The 17,531-nt window shown below is 51.0% G+C and carries 14 protein-coding genes and 3 pseudogenes; 12 read left to right on the top strand and 5 right to left on the bottom strand.

The features are described 5' to 3' along the window. Nucleotides 1-183: 183 nt before the first annotated feature. Nucleotides 184-1,437 (top strand): efflux RND transporter periplasmic adaptor subunit, encoded by a 1,254-nt coding sequence (locus Pan54_RS11115; RefSeq protein ID WP_165441724.1) that lies wholly within the window; start codon nucleotides 184-186, stop codon nucleotides 1,435-1,437. 34 nt (nucleotides 1,438-1,471) lie between these two features. Further along, a complete protein-coding gene (locus Pan54_RS11110; RefSeq protein WP_146503549.1) occupies nucleotides 1,472-2,704 on the top strand; it encodes an ABC transporter permease in 1,233 nt (410 codons plus the stop codon). Here Pan54_RS11110 and Pan54_RS11105 read toward each other — a convergent pair. Continuing rightward, complete coding sequence (locus Pan54_RS11105) at nucleotides 2,612-4,654, bottom strand: TolC family protein (RefSeq protein WP_165441723.1); 2,043 nt, start codon at nucleotides 4,652-4,654, stop codon at nucleotides 2,612-2,614. The genes Pan54_RS11110 and Pan54_RS11105 overlap by 93 nt on opposite strands. 87 nt (nucleotides 4,655-4,741) lie before the next feature. Next, complete coding sequence (locus Pan54_RS11100) at nucleotides 4,742-5,479, bottom strand: ABC transporter ATP-binding protein (protein WP_146503547.1); 738 nt, start codon at nucleotides 5,477-5,479, stop codon at nucleotides 4,742-4,744. 338 nt (nucleotides 5,480-5,817) lie between these two features. Between Pan54_RS11100 and Pan54_RS26095 the strand changes: the two genes are divergently transcribed. The 10 genes and pseudogenes from Pan54_RS26095 to Pan54_RS11060 all read left to right on the top strand — a co-directional run bounded on the left by Pan54_RS26095 (nucleotide 5,818) and on the right by Pan54_RS11060 (nucleotide 13,658). After that, a complete protein-coding gene (locus tag Pan54_RS26095) occupies nucleotides 5,818-6,312 on the top strand; it encodes a hypothetical protein (RefSeq protein WP_207310114.1) in 495 nt (164 codons plus the stop codon). Then, a pseudogene (locus tag Pan54_RS26795) lies at nucleotides 6,221-6,463 on the top strand (DUF1214 domain-containing protein); the annotation flags it as partial. The gene Pan54_RS26095 and the pseudogene Pan54_RS26795, both read left to right, overlap by 92 nt. A 44-nt stretch (nucleotides 6,464-6,507) precedes the next feature. After that, entirely contained in the window at nucleotides 6,508-6,654 is a 147-nt protein-coding gene (locus Pan54_RS26335) for a hypothetical protein (RefSeq protein ID WP_242631282.1), read from the top strand. A gap of 79 nt (nucleotides 6,655-6,733) precedes the next feature. Next, nucleotides 6,734-8,079: pseudogene (locus tag Pan54_RS26790) on the top strand (DUF1254 domain-containing protein). A gap of 639 nt (nucleotides 8,080-8,718) precedes the next feature. After that, nucleotides 8,719-9,717, top strand: a complete 999-nt coding sequence (locus Pan54_RS11085) for a DUF1559 domain-containing protein (RefSeq protein ID WP_146503546.1) — start codon at nucleotides 8,719-8,721, stop codon at nucleotides 9,715-9,717. Between the two features lie 130 nt (nucleotides 9,718-9,847). Then, entirely contained in the window at nucleotides 9,848-10,345 is a 498-nt protein-coding gene (locus Pan54_RS11080; protein WP_146503545.1) for a hydroxyisourate hydrolase, read from the top strand. 697 nt (nucleotides 10,346-11,042) lie between these two features. After that, on the top strand, nucleotides 11,043-11,612 hold the full coding sequence (locus Pan54_RS11075; protein WP_146503544.1) for a DUF3885 domain-containing protein: 570 nt from the start codon (nucleotides 11,043-11,045) through the stop codon (nucleotides 11,610-11,612). A gap of 64 nt (nucleotides 11,613-11,676) precedes the next feature. Continuing rightward, entirely contained in the window at nucleotides 11,677-12,228 is a 552-nt protein-coding gene (locus Pan54_RS11070) for a hypothetical protein (RefSeq protein ID WP_146503543.1), read from the top strand. 212 nt (nucleotides 12,229-12,440) lie between these two features. Next, nucleotides 12,441-12,986 carry a hypothetical protein gene (locus Pan54_RS11065; protein WP_146503542.1) on the top strand — a complete coding sequence of 182 codons (546 nt, stop codon included), beginning with the start codon at nucleotides 12,441-12,443 and terminating at the stop codon, nucleotides 12,984-12,986. 129 nt (nucleotides 12,987-13,115) lie between these two features. Continuing rightward, nucleotides 13,116-13,658: a TIGR03067 domain-containing protein gene (locus Pan54_RS11060; RefSeq protein ID WP_146503541.1), complete on the top strand. Its 543-nt coding sequence runs from the start codon at nucleotides 13,116-13,118 to the stop codon at nucleotides 13,656-13,658. A gap of 16 nt (nucleotides 13,659-13,674) precedes the next feature. Here the strand turns inward: Pan54_RS11060 and Pan54_RS26785 are convergent. The 3 genes and pseudogenes from Pan54_RS26785 to Pan54_RS11045 all read right to left on the bottom strand — a co-directional run. Continuing rightward, nucleotides 13,675-13,815, bottom strand: a pseudogene (locus Pan54_RS26785) (c-type cytochrome domain-containing protein); the annotation flags it as partial. A gap of 162 nt (nucleotides 13,816-13,977) precedes the next feature. Continuing rightward, entirely contained in the window at nucleotides 13,978-16,122 is a 2,145-nt protein-coding gene (locus tag Pan54_RS11050; RefSeq protein ID WP_146503540.1) for a HEAT repeat domain-containing protein, read from the bottom strand. 62 nt (nucleotides 16,123-16,184) lie between these two features. Beyond that, entirely contained in the window at nucleotides 16,185-17,480 is a 1,296-nt protein-coding gene (locus tag Pan54_RS11045; RefSeq protein ID WP_146503539.1) for a Gfo/Idh/MocA family protein, read from the bottom strand. Between the last annotated feature and the right edge of the window lie 51 nt (nucleotides 17,481-17,531).

The following is a 17,531-nucleotide window of genomic DNA, read 5'->3' as shown; positions in this document are numbered from 1 at the left end:
CTGAATCAGTGTGCGTAATTATTTGACACTCAAGTTTTCTCTTTGTGTAAGCGTTGCTGGGCGTGGAGATTGCAAACGACCATGCCCTTCGCTTTGCTCAGGGGCGTGCTAGCCTTTAGTCTACTAGATTGCTGTATCAAACGTTTGCCAACGGTTCAATTATCACGCTCGGTCATAGAGTTCATGAAGTTAATTTTCAAGTTGTTTTTGATTGCCCTTGTCATCGGGGGCGCCGGGTATTTTGCCTACAAGCCTGCGATGGAGTATTACAAAAAACGAAATCAGCCTGAATTTCGTACTGAGAAAACGGAGTTGGGAACAATTTCGAGTATTGTCAATGCGACGGGCAATATCGAGCCGGTTCTGTCCGTGCATGTTGGCTCGTTTGTTTCCGGTCCCATCACGCATTTGCATGTCGACTTTAACGATGAGGTCGAGAAGGATCAGTTGCTGGCAGAAATTGATCCGCGAATTTACGAAGCGAGTGTCGCGAGGGATCAAGCCATTCTGGCCACTCGAAAAGCTGAAGTCACACGCATTCTTGCGAGACTGCAAAATGCAGTCAACGACGAGCGGCGGGCGATGGGGTTGAGTCAGGACAATGAAGATTTCATTTCACAAACGGAACTGGATCAGTATAAATTTTCTCGAATGGCGCTCGATGCCGAGTTGATTGTCGCCAAGGCGAATATCGATCAGGCCGAGGCGAATTTGAAGAACTCGCTGGCAAATCTGGAGTATACGAAAATTCGTTCTCCAGTCGATGGAGTCGTGATTGACCGGAAAATCGATCCCGGACAAACACTTGCTGCTCAATTTCAAACGCCCGAACTGTTTATCATTGCACCCGATATGCGGAAAGAAATGCACGTGTTTGCTTCGGTCGATGAAGCCGACATCGGTCTGATTCGTCAGGCTCAGGAAGCGGGTCAAACGGTGAAATTCACAGTTGATGCCTATCCGGGAGAACTGTTTTCGGGAACGATCTCACAGATTCGCTTGAGTTCTGCAATCACTCAGAATGTTGTCACTTATCCCGTGGTTGTCACTGCTTCCAATGAGGATCTCAAACTCCTGCCAGGCATGACCGCAGAAATTTCCTTTAAGATTCAGGAAAAATTCGATGTCACTAAAATCCCCAATGCCGCTTTGAGGTACTATCCGAAACGGGAACATGTCCGGCCGGAAGATCACAAAATTCTCGACGGGACCGACACCGCTTTTGAGGCAGGAGAATCCGTCACAAAAGCAAAACCCGCCGATCTCATTGCCGAGGCTCATCTGGAAAGTCAGAAAAGGCACGTCTGGGTGAGAGAAGGAGATTTGTTACGGGCAATTGAAGTGGTGATGGGGATCAGTGATTATAAATTCACGGAAATGGTCTCGGGAGATTTGAAAGCCGACCAGGAACTGGTCATCGGTGTGAAATCGAAGTGATTCCAATATTTTTAGATTCAATTGAACGGCAAATATGATCACGCTGCGAATTGCCATACGAGCCTTGATGAAAAACAAGATGCGAGCTGCGCTGACAGTTCTGGGCGTCGTCATTGGCATTGCAGCCGTCACGACGATGGTCTCGGTGGGTGAAAGTGCAGGTCAGTTGATTCAAAGTCAGTTTCAGGCTCTGGGCACAAATGTGATTGTCGTTTTGCCGGGGACTGGCAAGCGGGGTGGCGTACGGCAGGGAAGTCTACCCTCGTTGACTGCAGAAGATGCGATTGCGATTTCTGACGAATGTCCTTCCGTCCTGGCGTCTTCCTCACTAGTGGGAGCCGGTGGTCAGGTGATTTACGGGAACGTGAACTGGAGTCCGAAAGAGATGTTTGGCGTCGGGCCGGATTATCTACTGGTGAGAAACTGGGACTTGCGACTGGGAGGATTCTTTGCCGAACAGGATGTGAATGCCGCGAGTAAAGTCTGTGTGATTGGACAAACCGTTGCCGTCAAATTGTTTCAGACGATGAACCCCATCGGTGAGACGATTCGGATTCGTAATATCCCTTTTCGTGTGATTGGCGTGCTGGCCGAGAAGGGGGCCAACATTGTTGGCGACGATCAGGACAATGTCCTCCTCATGCCCTACACGACTGTTCGCAAACGTTTGTACGGCTCCAGTTTCAATGAAGTAAATGCAGTGATGGTCTCTGCACGATCTGTCGATTTGATGTCGGCTGCCGAGAATGAAATCAAAAACCTGCTGGCGAACCGGCATCGGATCGCTCCCGGTCAGGCGAACGATTTTCAGGTTCAGAATACGACCGAAATTGCGAACATCTTCGGCGTGGTGACCGGAACCATCACCGCCATGCTCGCTGCCATTGCCGGGATTTCGCTGCTGGTCGGTGGCGTTGGTATCATGAATATCATGCTGGTTTCGGTGACCGAACGGACCCGGGAAATTGGAATCCGAATGGCTGTCGGCGCAACCGGCAGAGATATTCTGATGCAATTCCTGGTCGAGTCGGTCCTGCTTTCCAGTCTTGGAGGAGTGATTGGCTTTCTGCTCGGGATAGCCGGTTCGACAGGGATCACGATGCTGATCAATTCCTTCTCGCCGAGCGTGGAATGGCCGATTGTGGTCTCGCTACCGGCAGCAGTGACTGCAATATTATTTGCTGCCGCGGTGGGGATCTTCTTCGGTTTTTATCCCGCCCGGCGGGCTAGTCAACTCGATCCGATCGATGCCCTGCGGTACGAATAATGAACGTGTTGTTTCTTCAGGCAGTGTTGTCTCTTCCGGTAACGGAAAGACAGGAGGCGATTGATCTGGGAACAGCGGCTGCGTTCTTTCCATCCCTACCTCATCCTCAAGAAACGGCATCGGCAGAATTGGCTCGGGCAAATCGAATGGTTTTCTTTTTGGAGACTTGTTTTTGTCGAGAGGATCGTCCAGATCAAACGCTTCTTCAGCCGGTTCGTTACCCACTTCATAATGGGGATTGTTTTCCGTCGGAGTGATTGCAGAAGGATAGAAAACCTTCTCATCACACAACGAGCAGGGCCCGGCAAATTTCTGCCGTTCTTCCATGAATCGTACGCCATGAACTTCGAGAATGGTACCTGTCTGCACTTCCAGGTTCGCTAACTCTGTATTGTATTGAGTGAGTGACTGAGCCTCGGCACTGACGGTATTTCCCCAGTCGACGATTGCCTGGAGAACATTCAGGAAGATGGTTCTCCCGTTAGCAAACTCCGCTTTCTGAACCCGTAAATTATCCTGAGCAGCATCGCGGGCATCGAGTTGTGCCTCGTATTGTTCGTAGAGCTGATCCTGCGTTCGTACACTCAAAGCCACCAGATGGAGAGCATTGTGGACGCCCTGATCCAGATTGGCAAAGTCTCTTTGCACAATCAGTTCCTGTTGTCGGACATTCGCGCGGGCCTGACGAAGTCCCAGAGGGACTGAGAAATTCACACCTAACGTCCAGTCTGTCACGCCATTGCTGCCCACCCCGGCTCCGGAGGGGGCACGACCTTCCAGTCCATCCCAACGGTACAGTGCGACGGCATCCAGACGAGGCTGGGCATTATTCTGGGCAAGAAGAATTCGCTGCTGGTCAGCTTCGATGATCAATTTTAATTCGATCAGATCAGGTCGATACCGTTCCGCCAGTGCAATTAGTTCGTCCCAATTGAATTCGAGGCGTTGTTTATGGGGAGGCGTGAGTGGAATCACTTCACCGACTTCAGTCGGAGACAAACCCATAATGTTCAACAGAGCAGACTCACGCTGCAGCACATTCGACTTGGCTGCGACCAGAGTGGCCCGAAAATTGGTGAGAGCAACCCGGGTTTGTGCGACATCGCCCAGATCGCCCAGGCCGCGGGCCTTTCTGCTGAGTTCACGTTCATAGGCAAACTCGGCCTGCTCCACCTGTTGCTGCCTGGCCCAGCGATCGGTGCGGGCAAACACGAGAGACCAGTACCCTTCAATCACTCCGCGAACCAGTTGCTGCACGCTCGACTTATACTGAAAGAAAGAACGTTCCGTATCGATATTGGCAATCAGAATCGGTGCGAGATTCGCCTTGGCTCCTCCGCCTTGAAGCAAGGGCTGGACATAGCTGAGTTCCGCAAAATGATTCGCCTGAGGATTGAGCGGTGGACCAATTGGTTCGGTATCGGAATAAGTCACCCCGACACGCACTGAAGATGTGCCCCCCACCGCATTCAAATCTGTCAAACTGCTGTCGAGAGTGTAACCGTCCGTCTGACTTTCAATAATAGCCGCTCCGGGTGGTCCGGGAGTGAAGATCGATTGAGCGGTTTCGTTCTGGTTGAACGTGTTGTTGATCGAAAGATTCGGATCAAATCGACCGCGTGCCTGATCGATGGTTGTATTGACAATACCCGGATCGTAAATCGTTCGTCCCGATGAAGAAGCCGTGAAACCTCCCAGGACGCGTACAACTTCCGAGTTTTTCAGGGCAATGCGTATTGCTTCGTCTAAGGATAACTGCAGCGGAGCCAATCCATTTAAGGGATTAGAGACAGTTCGAGGCTTGGCATACGAAGGCAGCGGGGTAATGGGCAGTGATTCCGGGTTTCGATATTCAATTGTCCGTTGTTCGGGAATCACAACGGCACGTGCTTTTCTGAATCGACTGCAACCGGTCATTCCGATTATTGCAATCAATACAAGCAGTCCCATTCTGTCGATTCTACGGATTGACATACCTCAAAATATCGGCAGATCTTTGCACATATCCCCAACGTCGTCACCGTTTGAATATCATTTTTATTCCGACAGTAACGATTCTGAGGCCTGTAACGATTCCATCGCCTCTTCGAAGTTGCAGGTGTCGGCGATAATTTCACCGTCGTGCATAGCAATAATTCGATCAGCATTTTTCGCGACATTCTGGTCATGAGTCACGATGATGACAGTCAGTTGTCGGGATTGATTCAGCTCTCGAAACAGTCGAATGACATCCCTGCTGGTTTTGGAATCGAGATTTCCGGTCGGCTCATCCCCCATCAGGATGGACGGACGATTCACGAGAGCCCGGGCAATTGCGACTCGTTGCTGTTGACCTCCGGATAATTGGCTGGGGTGGTGATCGAATCGATCTCCCAACCCCACGCTTTTCAGGGAATCGACCGCACGCTGATATCGTTCTCGCGCACTGATTCCCTTCGTGTAAAGCAGTGGAAGTTCGACATTTTCGAGAGCCGATGTGCGAGCCAGCAAGTTGAAATTCTGAAAAACAAAACCGAGTTGTCGATTCCGCAACGAAGCCCGCTGATTTTTCGTCATCGTGACAACCTCTTCGCCATCAAGCAGATAGCTTCCGGCAGTCGGACGATCCAGGCAACCCAAGGTGTTCATCAGCGTCGACTTCCCCGAACCGGATGGACCAATCAACGCCACATACTCACCCCGTTCGATGGAAAACGTCGCATTTTTGAGAGCCTCGACCTTGATCTCCCCCAGATCATAGGTCTTCGTGACATTGTTCAAATCAATCAAAGGCATAAGACAGTTCGAGTCTTCAGTAAATTGCGGGCATTAATTATTTTTTGGAGGATGAACTGGTTCACAGATTATGAAAATCACACTTCTTTATTACAGAGTAATAGACAACAGTGTGGCGTTCCAGCCAAACCCGGGCAAAGTTCAGATCGCAGAATTGCTGCTTTCCATTATTCTCGGTCACGATTTGGACCATACATTCGGGGAGGATTTCCCATACCTCGTTTCAGTTGCTTCATGTTCGATCGTGCTTGAGCATCGTCAAGTTGGATTCATCGACGGCTCGTTTTTGAGTAGAAGAATCAAATTTATAAAAAGGATTAAAAGGCCATCTGGTCGACATGACTGAACAACTATCGCTAAGATTGCACAAGGCTTGCAATACCATCGGCGGCAACGACTTCAGCTTTTTCGAGGACATCAACGAGATCGTCCAGGCGGAGCCGAACGAGGCCTATAGCCCGGAAATCCTCGGCATGCTCGCGGCGATCGTCATCGAGAAAGGTAAAACCTTTAATCCAGTCGAAAAACTCAAGAAGTCGCTCACCGAAGCCGTAGCCGTGGACAATGCCACAGCACGTACCATCGATTTAAGCCTCGGATTAAGTAGGCATACCACAATCCGGGCAGCACATGGTTCTTCCCTTTTGTCGGTGGCGGCTATCATTTCCTCTCGCAACCGGGCGTACGCCACCTGGCAGCACGTGTCCTGTATCAATACAACTCACCGGCGTCACCCCGGCGATGGCATTCAATATGGTGGGCGTCGGCTCGCAATACGTAATGGCGACTACCGACTCCAAGGGCAGTCCGCTAGACGGTGCCAATACCTATAAGATTCAGTTGTCACCGAACATCCCGGCCAAGGACTTCTGGTCCTTCGTTGTGTATGACAACCAGACCTGCTCGGAACTGCAGTCCGACCAGCAGTTCCCAAGCATAGGCAGTAAAAACAAAGAAATCGACATCAATGCCGACGGTTCGGTGGATGTCTGGTTCGGCCCAACGGCCCCCAAGGGGCATGAAAATAATTGGATTCAGAGACCGTTCCCGGCAAAGGCTGGAGTGTGCTGCTGCGTCTGTATGGCCCCGAGAAGAGCTGGTTCGACAAGACCTGGAAGCCAGGCGAATTCGAACTGATTGAATATTTAAAATTTCGACTTAACCACAACCGCTAGATCATCCACAACCTAAAGGAAAACTCAAGTGAATCCAAGAACTATCATAACAATTATAGCGATCACTGCAGTGAACACCATGCCTGTATTGGCACAGGCGGAGGCCGTGACACCAGCTGAGGCCCGCGCCATCGGCAAAGAAGCCTACACTTATGGTTACCCACTGGTAGATAACTACCGCATTCAGTGTGCCTATTACGTGGACGAGAACGATCCTGGTTTCAAGGCAACTTGGAATCACATTAAGAGTGTTGGCCGAGTCTACACGCCTGCCGATACCGCGATACAGACACCGAATTCGGATACACCGTATTCTATGGCGGGCTGGATTTGCGTACCGAGCCAATCGTGATTGCTGTGTCGGCGATCGAGAAGGAACGCTATTCCAGCATTCAGAGGTGGGATGCTTACACGTACATTGCTGGCTACGCCAGATCGAGAACAACTGGCAATGAAGCCGGCAATTTCTTGCTGGTCGGGCCGGACTGGAAAGGCGAAACACCTGAAGGCATCAAGAAGGTATACACGTTCGATACGCACTTCGGCATGGTCGCGTTCCGCACACAGTTGTTCAATCCGGCCGATATCGACAATGTTTAGAAGATCCAGGCCCAATACAACATGCAGCCTTTGTCTACGTTCCTGGGAACCACGCCACCACAGGCCGCGCCAGTCGTGGACTTCATCAAGCCGCTGACCAAAGAAGATGAGAAGACGTCGCTGGATTTCTTCAACATCATGAATTTCGTGCTGGGTTACTGCCTGACGTTGCCGAATGAGAAGGCACTTCGGGAAAGCTTTGCCACGATTGGTATCGAGGGTGGCAAGACCTTCGACCCCGCCAAACTCTCGCCCGAAATGAGGACAGCTATTGAGCAGGGCCGTGCCGACGCCTGGGAGGCCTTTGCCGGTGGCGTCAAAGAGCTAAATGAAGGAAAACTCACCTCTGGAGATATCTTCGGCTCCCGCGAAACCTTGAGTGACAATTACTTATACCGCTGGCTCGGCACAATCGGCATCTACGGCAATGCCCAGGCGGAGGCAATGTATCCGATCTATCGCGTGGACAGTGAAGGCCAGCCACTCACCGGCAGCGACAATTACACACTACACTTTGCGCCAGGGGAATATCCTACGGTCAATGCATTCTGGTCGCTGACGATGTACGAGCTTCCTCAAAGCCTGCTGGTGGCCAATCCCATCAACCGCTACCTCATCAAGTCGCCAATGCTACCGGAGTTGAAGAAAGACGCCGACGGCGGACTGACGATTTACATCCAGAACGAATCTCCGGGCAAAGAGTTGGAAGCGAACTGGCTACCTGCCCCCAAGGGACCATTTGCGACGTATATGCGCCTCTATTGGCCAAAAGAAGTCGCACTCGATGGCACTTGGAAGGCTCCAAAACTTGAGAAAGTGAAGTAGCAACGACCCGATAAGCGTTTAGTTAAAAGGGGGGGACTGTGATAACAGCCCTCTGCCACTGGCAAAGGGCCAGGGAAGCCGCTCCACAGCTTGTCGCAACATTCCTCTATTTTCTGACCGAGTCCTTTGGTCTCGATGAATGTGTTGTCAATGAATGGGAATTGCGATTCCCCGATTGCTGGGGAATCACACTCACTCTTTCTCGGTATCGATCACATACACGACAACTGACCCCTCTTTTTGTATCCACGCGTTAAGTCAAAGTTTTGCAATTCTTTGACCAACTCACGCAACGCTGTGCTGAGCTCAACGAATCGTTCAAAGCTGTGGTTGAAGTCTGCGGTTTTAACGACGGGCTGATTTCGTCGCGGAATTGATCAAGCCGTTTGGCGGAATGAACTCCGTCGTTATGAATGAATGCGATGGCATGGCCTGTAGCGTTGCCTTTTATGTGTGCATCGGTGTTGGAAAAAGATTCACGCTTCGAGCACATGAAATCAATTTGTCCATTTGCGGACTGCGATTTCCGGGAATATTGAATTAAAAACGATTGTGGCTCAAGTTTTGCTGAGAATGAATGATGTAACGAGATATCGTCACTATGGCAAATTTTATCTGTTTTAAATATAGGGGATTCCAATGAAGAACAAAAAGGGATTTACACTCATCGAGCTTTTGGTCGTGATCGCGATCATTGCCATACTGGTTGCACTCCTGCTTCCTGCAGTGCAACAGGCCCGAGAAGCGGCTCGGAGAACCAGCTGTAAAAACAACTTCAAGCAACTCGGTCTCGCTTTGCATAATTATCACGATACCCATGGGGTGTTTCCAGCCTCTGTGTACAACAAGGGAGTTTGCTCGACTGTCTATACGGGCACGGGCAAAGCCAATTGTCAGGTTATGAACACAAACGGTCTGTTGATGCTGTTGCCGTTTCTGGAACAAGCCAATCTTTATGACGCATACGATTTCAACGTTGCGATGTCGGACAATGCAGGAGGTGTTTATGGAACCCAGCAGACATGTATCGGGGGTGGGTCTACGGCAACTGTTATGGGTGACCCCTTAGCATCCGGAAATGCCTCCCGGCATCAAACGGTAATCGATGTCTTCACCTGTCCGTCACAGCCGAGTGGCAATGATTTGACAGCCACCACCGCAGCATATCGTGCAGCGCCTGGCATCGGTGGACGTAAAACGAGCTACGACTTTATCGTGTACGCTAATTACAGGCATTCAGACTGTAATAACTGGTCAACCGATACAGGATCGGTCCGCCGTATCTTCGGCGACAACAGCAAAGCGCGGATGCGGGATATTACCGATGGAACCAGCAACACATTCGCGATGGGCGAGCAGAAGTTTGAAATTCATAATGGTTCCGCGAATCCATACGGCTACCGTGGGTGGTTACAACCGGGAATTGACCCCACGTTTGGAATCAACAATCACACCTACGCTGGAATCGATCGTTCTCCCAAGCTGGGCAGCTGGGGGTACGGAGGCAGCTACCATGTTGGCGGCATGCAGATTCTGATGGCTGATGGTTCTGTCCGATTCATCAGCGAAAACGCAAGTTCGGTAACGATTAGCAACTTGTGTCGTATGGCTGACGGTCAGGTCCTGGGCGAAATATAGTCGCTATTCCTCTCCAGCGGTTTACGCTGGAAAGAAGAGGTTTCAAGCCGCCGACGCTTCGCGTGAATGAGTCGTCGGCTTTTTTATTGACATCAAGAAAATCTGAATCCGAGAATGCCTGATGATAAGTATGCAATTTCAGACGCGAATCCTGGCCAGTTTGTTTGTTATATGCCAGCTTGGTTGTGGCGGCACCAGTTCAAAACCGGACTATTTGTCCGAATTGACAAAACTCCAGGGAACAGTCACGGTTGATGGCAGTCCGGCAGCAGGAGTCGATGTAACGTTCACCCCGACGGAGGGCTCGACCAAAATTACTCGGATTGCAATGGGACGCACCGATGAGAACGGAGTTTATACTCTTTATTCGCCTCCAGGAGGTGCCGGAGTAGAGATGTCTGATTACCCCGGCGTGTTACCGGGTGTTTACAAAGTGACGTTCAGCAGATTTATGCTGCAGGATGGTACATTCTGGAACTCGCGGACGGCTACGGAAGGTCCAATGAACGTAGGTGCCGAAGAAACTGTTCCTGCAGCTTTGGTGAGTCCAATGACTACGCCGCACGAAGCCACGGTCGAATTCGACGACTCCCAGGTTTATGACTTTGAATTGACGACTAAAAAATAATTCAGCATCGCGAACAATTTACGATTACAGGCAATTCTTTGATATCGATGTAAGTGCAGTTCCCAAACAGCGAGGTGGTTCTCCGTATGGAGAAGGCCTCACTTCCTCTTTTCACAGGAGGACCCGCAATGCTCTTTCTCGGTATCGATCAACTAGCTCGTGGACTCATCGTCTGCCTTCGTTTCGGCTGTCGTATTGTCTGCATCTTCTGCTTGGAACTGGCTCATAAGTGCTTGAAATCGGACCGCTTTTTACTCAATGGGCTATTAGAAGTGAAGAGCGGAGTAAGCCCGATTTCATGTTGAAGGAGCGACATCTCTCTCCACCGCCAGCTAGGTCAGATATTGCTCGACTTCTGCCTTTCTCCTACCACGGAGATGCCGCCAGGCTCGATGATGACAGTCTCGATGATAACCTGGAAAACGCTCCATCCAGTAGACTTAGCCTGTACAGTCCGATAAGTGTAATGGTTGGCTCTGAGCTATTAGCATAACTGATCATGCAATCTGGGTGAAGTGGTTGAAAGTGGCTTTCTCATTGGAATCGCAGTCAATGAGAATCTCAATATACTTCCGCTGGTTGACAGTCATCGATCCATCGATGAATAATGATGAGAAGTGATATCCAGAAGATCAAAATTGATAGACAGAAGTTAAATCTGTCTATCAATTAGTTATTTTGCAAAGGCAGCTGACACTTGAAGTTCGAGGCGTTCTGGCGGTCCGAGTTTCCGACGTGCGCCGCGATACCTTACCTGCTTCGTGACGCATATCCGGAACGATGGGTACGTTTCCATTCGTTGCCGGAGTCCAAGCGGTACGCGGAAAACGAAACCGAATACCAGATCATTCTGCATCGACACAACGCCGTACTTGATCAGCTCGCAACACAGGACGTGCCGCTACTGCTGGCCTCCACGGAATTTGGAGAAACCACAACCCCGACTCGAGCAGATTCGCCGCTAGTTGCACTTGATCCTTCCGCGCGGTGCGATTGGACTTTCAAGGCTGATCCTGCTGATAGCGAAAACTACTATCGCTATCTGTTCATAAGCGAATGGAAATGGAAACCCGGGATCTTCGATCCAATACTCAGATTGGTGGCCGACTGGAAGATCGTCGATACAATGATCGTCTGCCCTACTGCAAATTGGATCTGTCATCCGTATAATGGTGGCGCAGATTTCATACTTCCAAACAGACAAAGTCGCGATCAACTCAAAGCTCGTTTTGCCGACTGGCTTTCAAGCCATCCACGCGGGTTCTGAAAAGCAAAATAACAAATCGGTCAACCCGAGCGGCGGATGACGCGGGTTTTGAAATCAAAGTCACTTGGCCGCCGCCGGGTTACCTCAAGCGTTATTTGGCAACATCCCCTTCAATTGGACCACTATGGACTTCCAGGTTATTATCTATGTCGTAATCGGTCTGGGCTGTGCCATCCTCGTGGCACTCTTATTTTTCATTGACAGCGCGTTTGACTCGCTAACCGATTGGTTCTTCACCAAGATTGGTTGGTCATCCGGCCGTGGACCATTGGTCGTAGTCGCCGAAAGGAACGGGGACGAACTCACACTCAAAATGCAAAATCAAGGTCAGGAAAAACTCAAGCTCGTTGCCGTGGAGGGGCGTGACGGCAACAATCAGAGACACTTCCCCAAGCCGCGTCTCGCCGAGGACGATCAAAATGGTATCCCGACAGAAAAACAGGCCCTCACAAGCTTTTCTAAAATTGTCCTTAATCCCCAAGAGTCACAGGTTGTAAACCTTAAACTGTCTGATTTATTGGCCCTCGGTTGCTCCTCACTCGCGATTATTGACTCGAATGGCAAGGTATGGCCGGTCCAGCGATTCAACGCAAACGAGCTGAACCACGCACTTTGATCCCATCAAAACCCTTCACAGTCAATAGCCTAACACTGCGAAATCTTACAATAGCGAGCTAACAATTGTGTGAACCGGAGCGACGAATCCAGAGGAAACTGAAACAAACGAGTAACGTCGCCGTCCGGTTACGCTGGACGTTATGCCATTATTACCACGTGGTGAGGTTCAGAATGAGATGCCCTAGTTTCGTTTGTCTACTGATCGTCAACATGGTAGCAATCATTGCTGCCGAGTTACCCGCTCAGGAGCCTACGCCGGAGTCGATCATGCGTCTCCAGTTCAACCAGGTGTTCGTTAAAGTCATCGTGCCCGTCACCTCACACACTCCTAAGCAGGACGGCCCTGTCGTTGAGGCTTGGGTTGCAGAGCAGCTCAAAGAGCTGGGCGAAACCGAGTATTTTGCTGTCACAGACTGGGTGCCTGTTTGTGATGGGCTGCTTGCGGACGATGCCATAGACAATCGCGTATGGGGTGGCAGTCTTGACGGGAAGCACTCCTATTGCCCTGTCGGCGGAGACATTCCTGAACGGAAGAACGGTCGCCTGTTGGTTCGCGTTGCAGGCTGGACGCCAGGCGGTAGCGGGGCGAACATTACGCTGTTGGATGAACCAGGTAGTCGGGCAGTTGGCCCCATGCGGTTGCGTGCTGGTCAAGAAGGAAAGCGGTTTAAGATCGAAGAGGGGCTCCCGTATGTGGCAGTCATCATTGCGCCGCCACCTCAGGAGGGTGTCACGTCACACAGCGATGCCGAATAGGCAGAACAAAGCGGTGAACAGGAAACGCCGATCACACGGATTTTGAAATCAGAGTTTTTGGGCATCCGCCCGGTTACGCTCCCCGTTAGCCAACGAAGAAATGCTGAACTCCACGTCACAGGTGATACCATGAAGCTTATACTGAACATTCTGATCCTATGCCTTTCGGTGTGTGACTGTCATGCTGAGGATGCGAATACAAAAGGCCCCTCAGACGCTGCAAGTACGCCTAAGGTGGTGGACTTTCAGTTTGACAGAATCTGGAAACCTAAAGCAGCGATGCTTCAGGGAGTCCTATTGCCGAAGCCCTCAGTTGATGCCATTACACTCAAAATTGCAGGTGATAAATATGAGGTGACCATCACTGGCGAGGAACAGCCAGACAAGGGCATGTTTATTCTCGACGAAACCGTCACGCCGATGCGTATGGCCATCAAGAGTGTGTCCGGCCCCAACAAGGGGAAAATCATCCTTGCGATTTATGAAATTAAGGGTGAAAACGCGATGCGAGTCTGCTACGACCTCTCTGGCAATGCGTTTCCTACGGAATTCAAGGCATCGAAGAGCTCCGAGTTCTATCTTGTGGGCTATAGGCGACAGAAAGCGGAAGGGCCTGAGAAGGCAGCTTCCCCTTGGGGGGCATCTGAAAGTCAACATGTTGAAGTGCACTGATCAGCAGGCTTTCATCCGGCTTACCGGGAACGATGGCTTGTCCGCTTTCTCCTTCCTGTTGACTCGCCCCGCGTGAGCCGAGCAGCAATCCTCCTTTCAGCTTGTTTTTCGCAACGGCTTCCGCAGAATGACACTCGTAACAATGGGTGACCAGCATCGGGCGAATTTTGCCTCAAAAAAGTCAATCCCCTGACGGTTCGGCTCGGCAGCCTGAACGCCATCGCCGCAAGAAATAGCGAGCATCGTTATGAAAAATATTCGCATAGTGCCTCTCGTAAAGGGATCTGTTCTACCTGAGTTGACTGAGGTCGATGCGGATTTACTTAGGAAGCGGAAGAAGAATCAAGGCATTTTCTGCGAAGGTGGCTTCGCTGGCTTTGTCGTTGATGCGGTATTGGATTTTCAGTTGTTTGACGACACCGGGAGCGGGGTCGCCGCCGAAGCTGGCATTGTAACCAGAAGCCGCAAGTCGGATCAGGAGTGAGTCGCTTGCCTGTTTTCTCAGGATGTCGGTGACATCTTTTTGTTGAGATCCCGCACCATACTCTGCTTTCACAATTTCCAGCTTCACCTTCTCGAACCCGGCGCTGGACATGAGTTGGTTGACTTTGATTCCCTTCTTGCCAAGCTTTTGGGCGATCACCATCGCTGTGGCGGTGGCGTCGGTTTTCAGATTGGGCATATCCATTGCATCAATTGCCTGTTTCAATCCGGATGGACTGGGGTGTAATTGAAGGACATCGAGTGCCAAGCGGTGTTCAGAAATACGATTCGTTGCAGTGAACGCATTTTGGCACATTTCGGTTCGCTGATCATCGGGCATGGAAAATTTCCGGGCCAGTCCAAGGTAGCCGCGCAGTGCTCGAACTCGGTACTTTTCCGCCGGCGCTGTCTTTGCCAGATCCAACAACACAGGAGCCGCTGCGACTGAGTTCCATGTGCCGAGTAAACGGCTCGCAGTATCCTGAAGTTCCGGCTCATCACTTTTGGCAGCCGAGGCAAGCGTTTGGAGTGCATTGCTGCCACCGACATCAGTTAGAATTTCCAGCAAGGTCGTTTGGGCAGAGACAGGTGCATCTTTCATAGCTGCTGCTAATTCTGCAGCACAGGCTTCACGATCGGGCATGCGAACACTGGCGGTTTTCAATGCCAGTTTCGCGACTGGCAAATCTTCTGCGTGGCCAGGTTGAACAACTTGTGACAAAAGTACAGAGAGTTTTTTCAGGGAAACGATTTCACCTAAAGCAATGAATGCAGCGCTGCGAACATTCGCGTTGGGATTGTTCAGGGCCTGTTCGACATCTTCGACATTGCTGTCGATACGTCGTTGGCCGATCAACTGAAGTAAAATCAGATACTGTTCGCCTGTGGCTTGCGGCAATTGCTCAGCAATTCTCTGGTTGACATTTTGTCCCGGCAAAGCAGCGAGAGTGGCTTGCGCAGCTGCGGCAAGTTCCTCATCGGAATCGGTTGCAATGGCCAGTAATGCTGAAAGACAGGTATCATCTCCAACTCTTTGCAGGGCATGAAGAGCAGACAGGCGAACCTGTTTGTCCCCTTGTTTCGCAGCGTCCAGAACGACAGGCAAAGAAACAGTTTCGGGGCGGTCTGCCATGGCTTGAATCAGTAACGCAGCCCGTTCAGGAGAAGTTTTCGACAATTCTTCAGCTAAGGCCTGATCGACTTCGCCACCTGGAAACTCACGAGCGGTTCCCAATGCCAGTTGAAACATCTTCTTGTCCTGCGAACGGAAGGTTTCGATTAACAATGGGATGCCTTCCTGTTTCCGGGTCAGGATCGCTCCGCGAGTCGCTTCAATGATGCGTTGCAGGGGGACATCTGCATGACGGACTTCATCATAGATTTCCATGGCCTCTACAGAATTGCCCTCGTTATGTAATCGCTCTGCACTCAACACACAGCCTTCAGCAATCGCCGATCGCTGTTCTACGGGTGCCGAGGCTAAGGCCTCTCGAAGTGCCTGGGTTGCGTCTGTATTGCCGATATGTCCAAGTGCAACTGCGGCAGCAGCTGCGACTTCGTTGTCGGAGTCGTTGAGTTTCGCGATCAGTAACTCAACGGCTTTCTCGTCTTGCCGGAAACTAATTGAGTTGATGACACCAACGAGCAGTCGACCTTTCAATGAATCAGCTGCGTTCCTGAGAGCTTCGTTTGAGGCTTCGCCGGGGATAGCTTCCAGGGCAATTCTCGCCCACGAGGAAAGCTGAGGGTTTGGAAGGAGTTTGGCCAGTTCGGGAACAGCCGCGTCAGATCCATAGATCGCCAGGCTCTTGCACACGAGAGCCTTTTCCGCAGCTGGTGCATCGGATTGAAGCACAGCCAGCAGCTGTTGTTCCTGTCCAGACGATGAACCTGGCGTTTGAAATGCCCATAACGAATTCGCACATAGTGCTACGAACAGGGCAGTGAAACAAATGACATTGCGCTGGAGAGAATTCAGCATGATGATGGTCCTGGAATGAGAGAATCGTTAACTGGTCAGCTGTCAGAAAAAGAGCTACAGGGTTACAGCCTCCACGGTTCTCGAAGTGCTTCGGATCTCAATCGATTCGCTTCGACGTCGTCGATAAAAGTATTGGTTGCGTTATCGAACTTCACCTGACGATTCAATAACAAGGCGATGTTTGCCGCATGGCAGGCGATATGAGCGTTGCACGCCGCCTGAGCATTCCCTTTCGGTTGGCTGCGAGTTTTCACACAGTCCAGGAAGTCGCGCACGTGGAACGTCGCCGGGTAGCCACCGATCTCTTCTACGGATCTGCCTGCGAGTAGTTCTGGCGAACTCAAAACCAATTTGCCACTATCGCCCGCTTCCACCCAGCCGGTTTCGCCTTCAAATCGAACCGGACAGGATCCCAACGGAATCCAGCCTTTCTCCCGAAAAATCAATTGCGTACCATTTTCGTAACGAGCCATCAGCTCGCCATTTTTGGGAGCATTGTATTCCACCGGTGGCAAACTATCGTCGACGGCCCATTGACACAGATCGACGCAGTGTGATCCCCATTCCAACACGCCGCCACCATTGAAGGCTCCGACGAATCCACCTCCTTTTTCAAAGTTGAACCCATCCAGCAACTTCTTGTTATAAGGACGCCAGGCCGCTGGCCCAAGATACATATCCCAGTCGACCACATCCTGGTCAGGAACTTCTTCAGGAACGAGCCAGCCACTCATCATTGCCTGCATCCCGGCCGGATGCGCGTAAACTTTCTGGAGCTTGCCAAGCTTTCCGGTGCGAGCCAACTCGCAGGCAAACGAAAAGTGAGGCAGATTGCGTCGCTGCGTTCCTGCCTGAAAGACTCGTCCGGTTCTGCGCATTGTGTCTGCCAGAATCAGACTTTGAATGATGTTCTTCGTGACTGGCTTTTCGCAGTACATGTCCTTGCCAGCTTTGGCTGCTGTCATCGCTGCCGTGGCGTGCCAGTTCGGTCCGGTTGCGATCAGCACGGCATCGATATCATCCCGGTCGAGGACGTCGCGAAAGTCCCGATACGTTTTGCAGTTTTCGTTACCATGATGGGTGTCAACTATCTTCTTCACTTCACCCTGGCGTTGTGCTTTGATATCAGCCACGGCTACAAACTGCACATCTTTCTGTTGAAGAAAGCAGCCAAGATCGTATCCACCCCGGCGTCCAATACCGATGCCTCCTACGACAATCCGTTCGCTGGGAGCAACAGCCCCGTCTCGCCCAAGTGCAGAAGAGGGAACAATCATCGGAGCAAGTACCGCCGCACTGCCTGCGGTAACTGTTCCCAGAAACTGACGCCGAGAGTGTGAAATTCTATTCTTTTCCATGTCCGCTCCATTTATTGAGTTCTGTGGTCATCAGTATAAGCATTCGCTGAT

This window comes from Rubinisphaera italica (assembly GCF_007859715.1).
Classification (GTDB): Bacteria; Planctomycetota; Planctomycetia; order Planctomycetales; family Planctomycetaceae; genus Rubinisphaera; species Rubinisphaera italica.
This window is presented reverse-complemented; position numbering and strand designations above follow the sequence as displayed.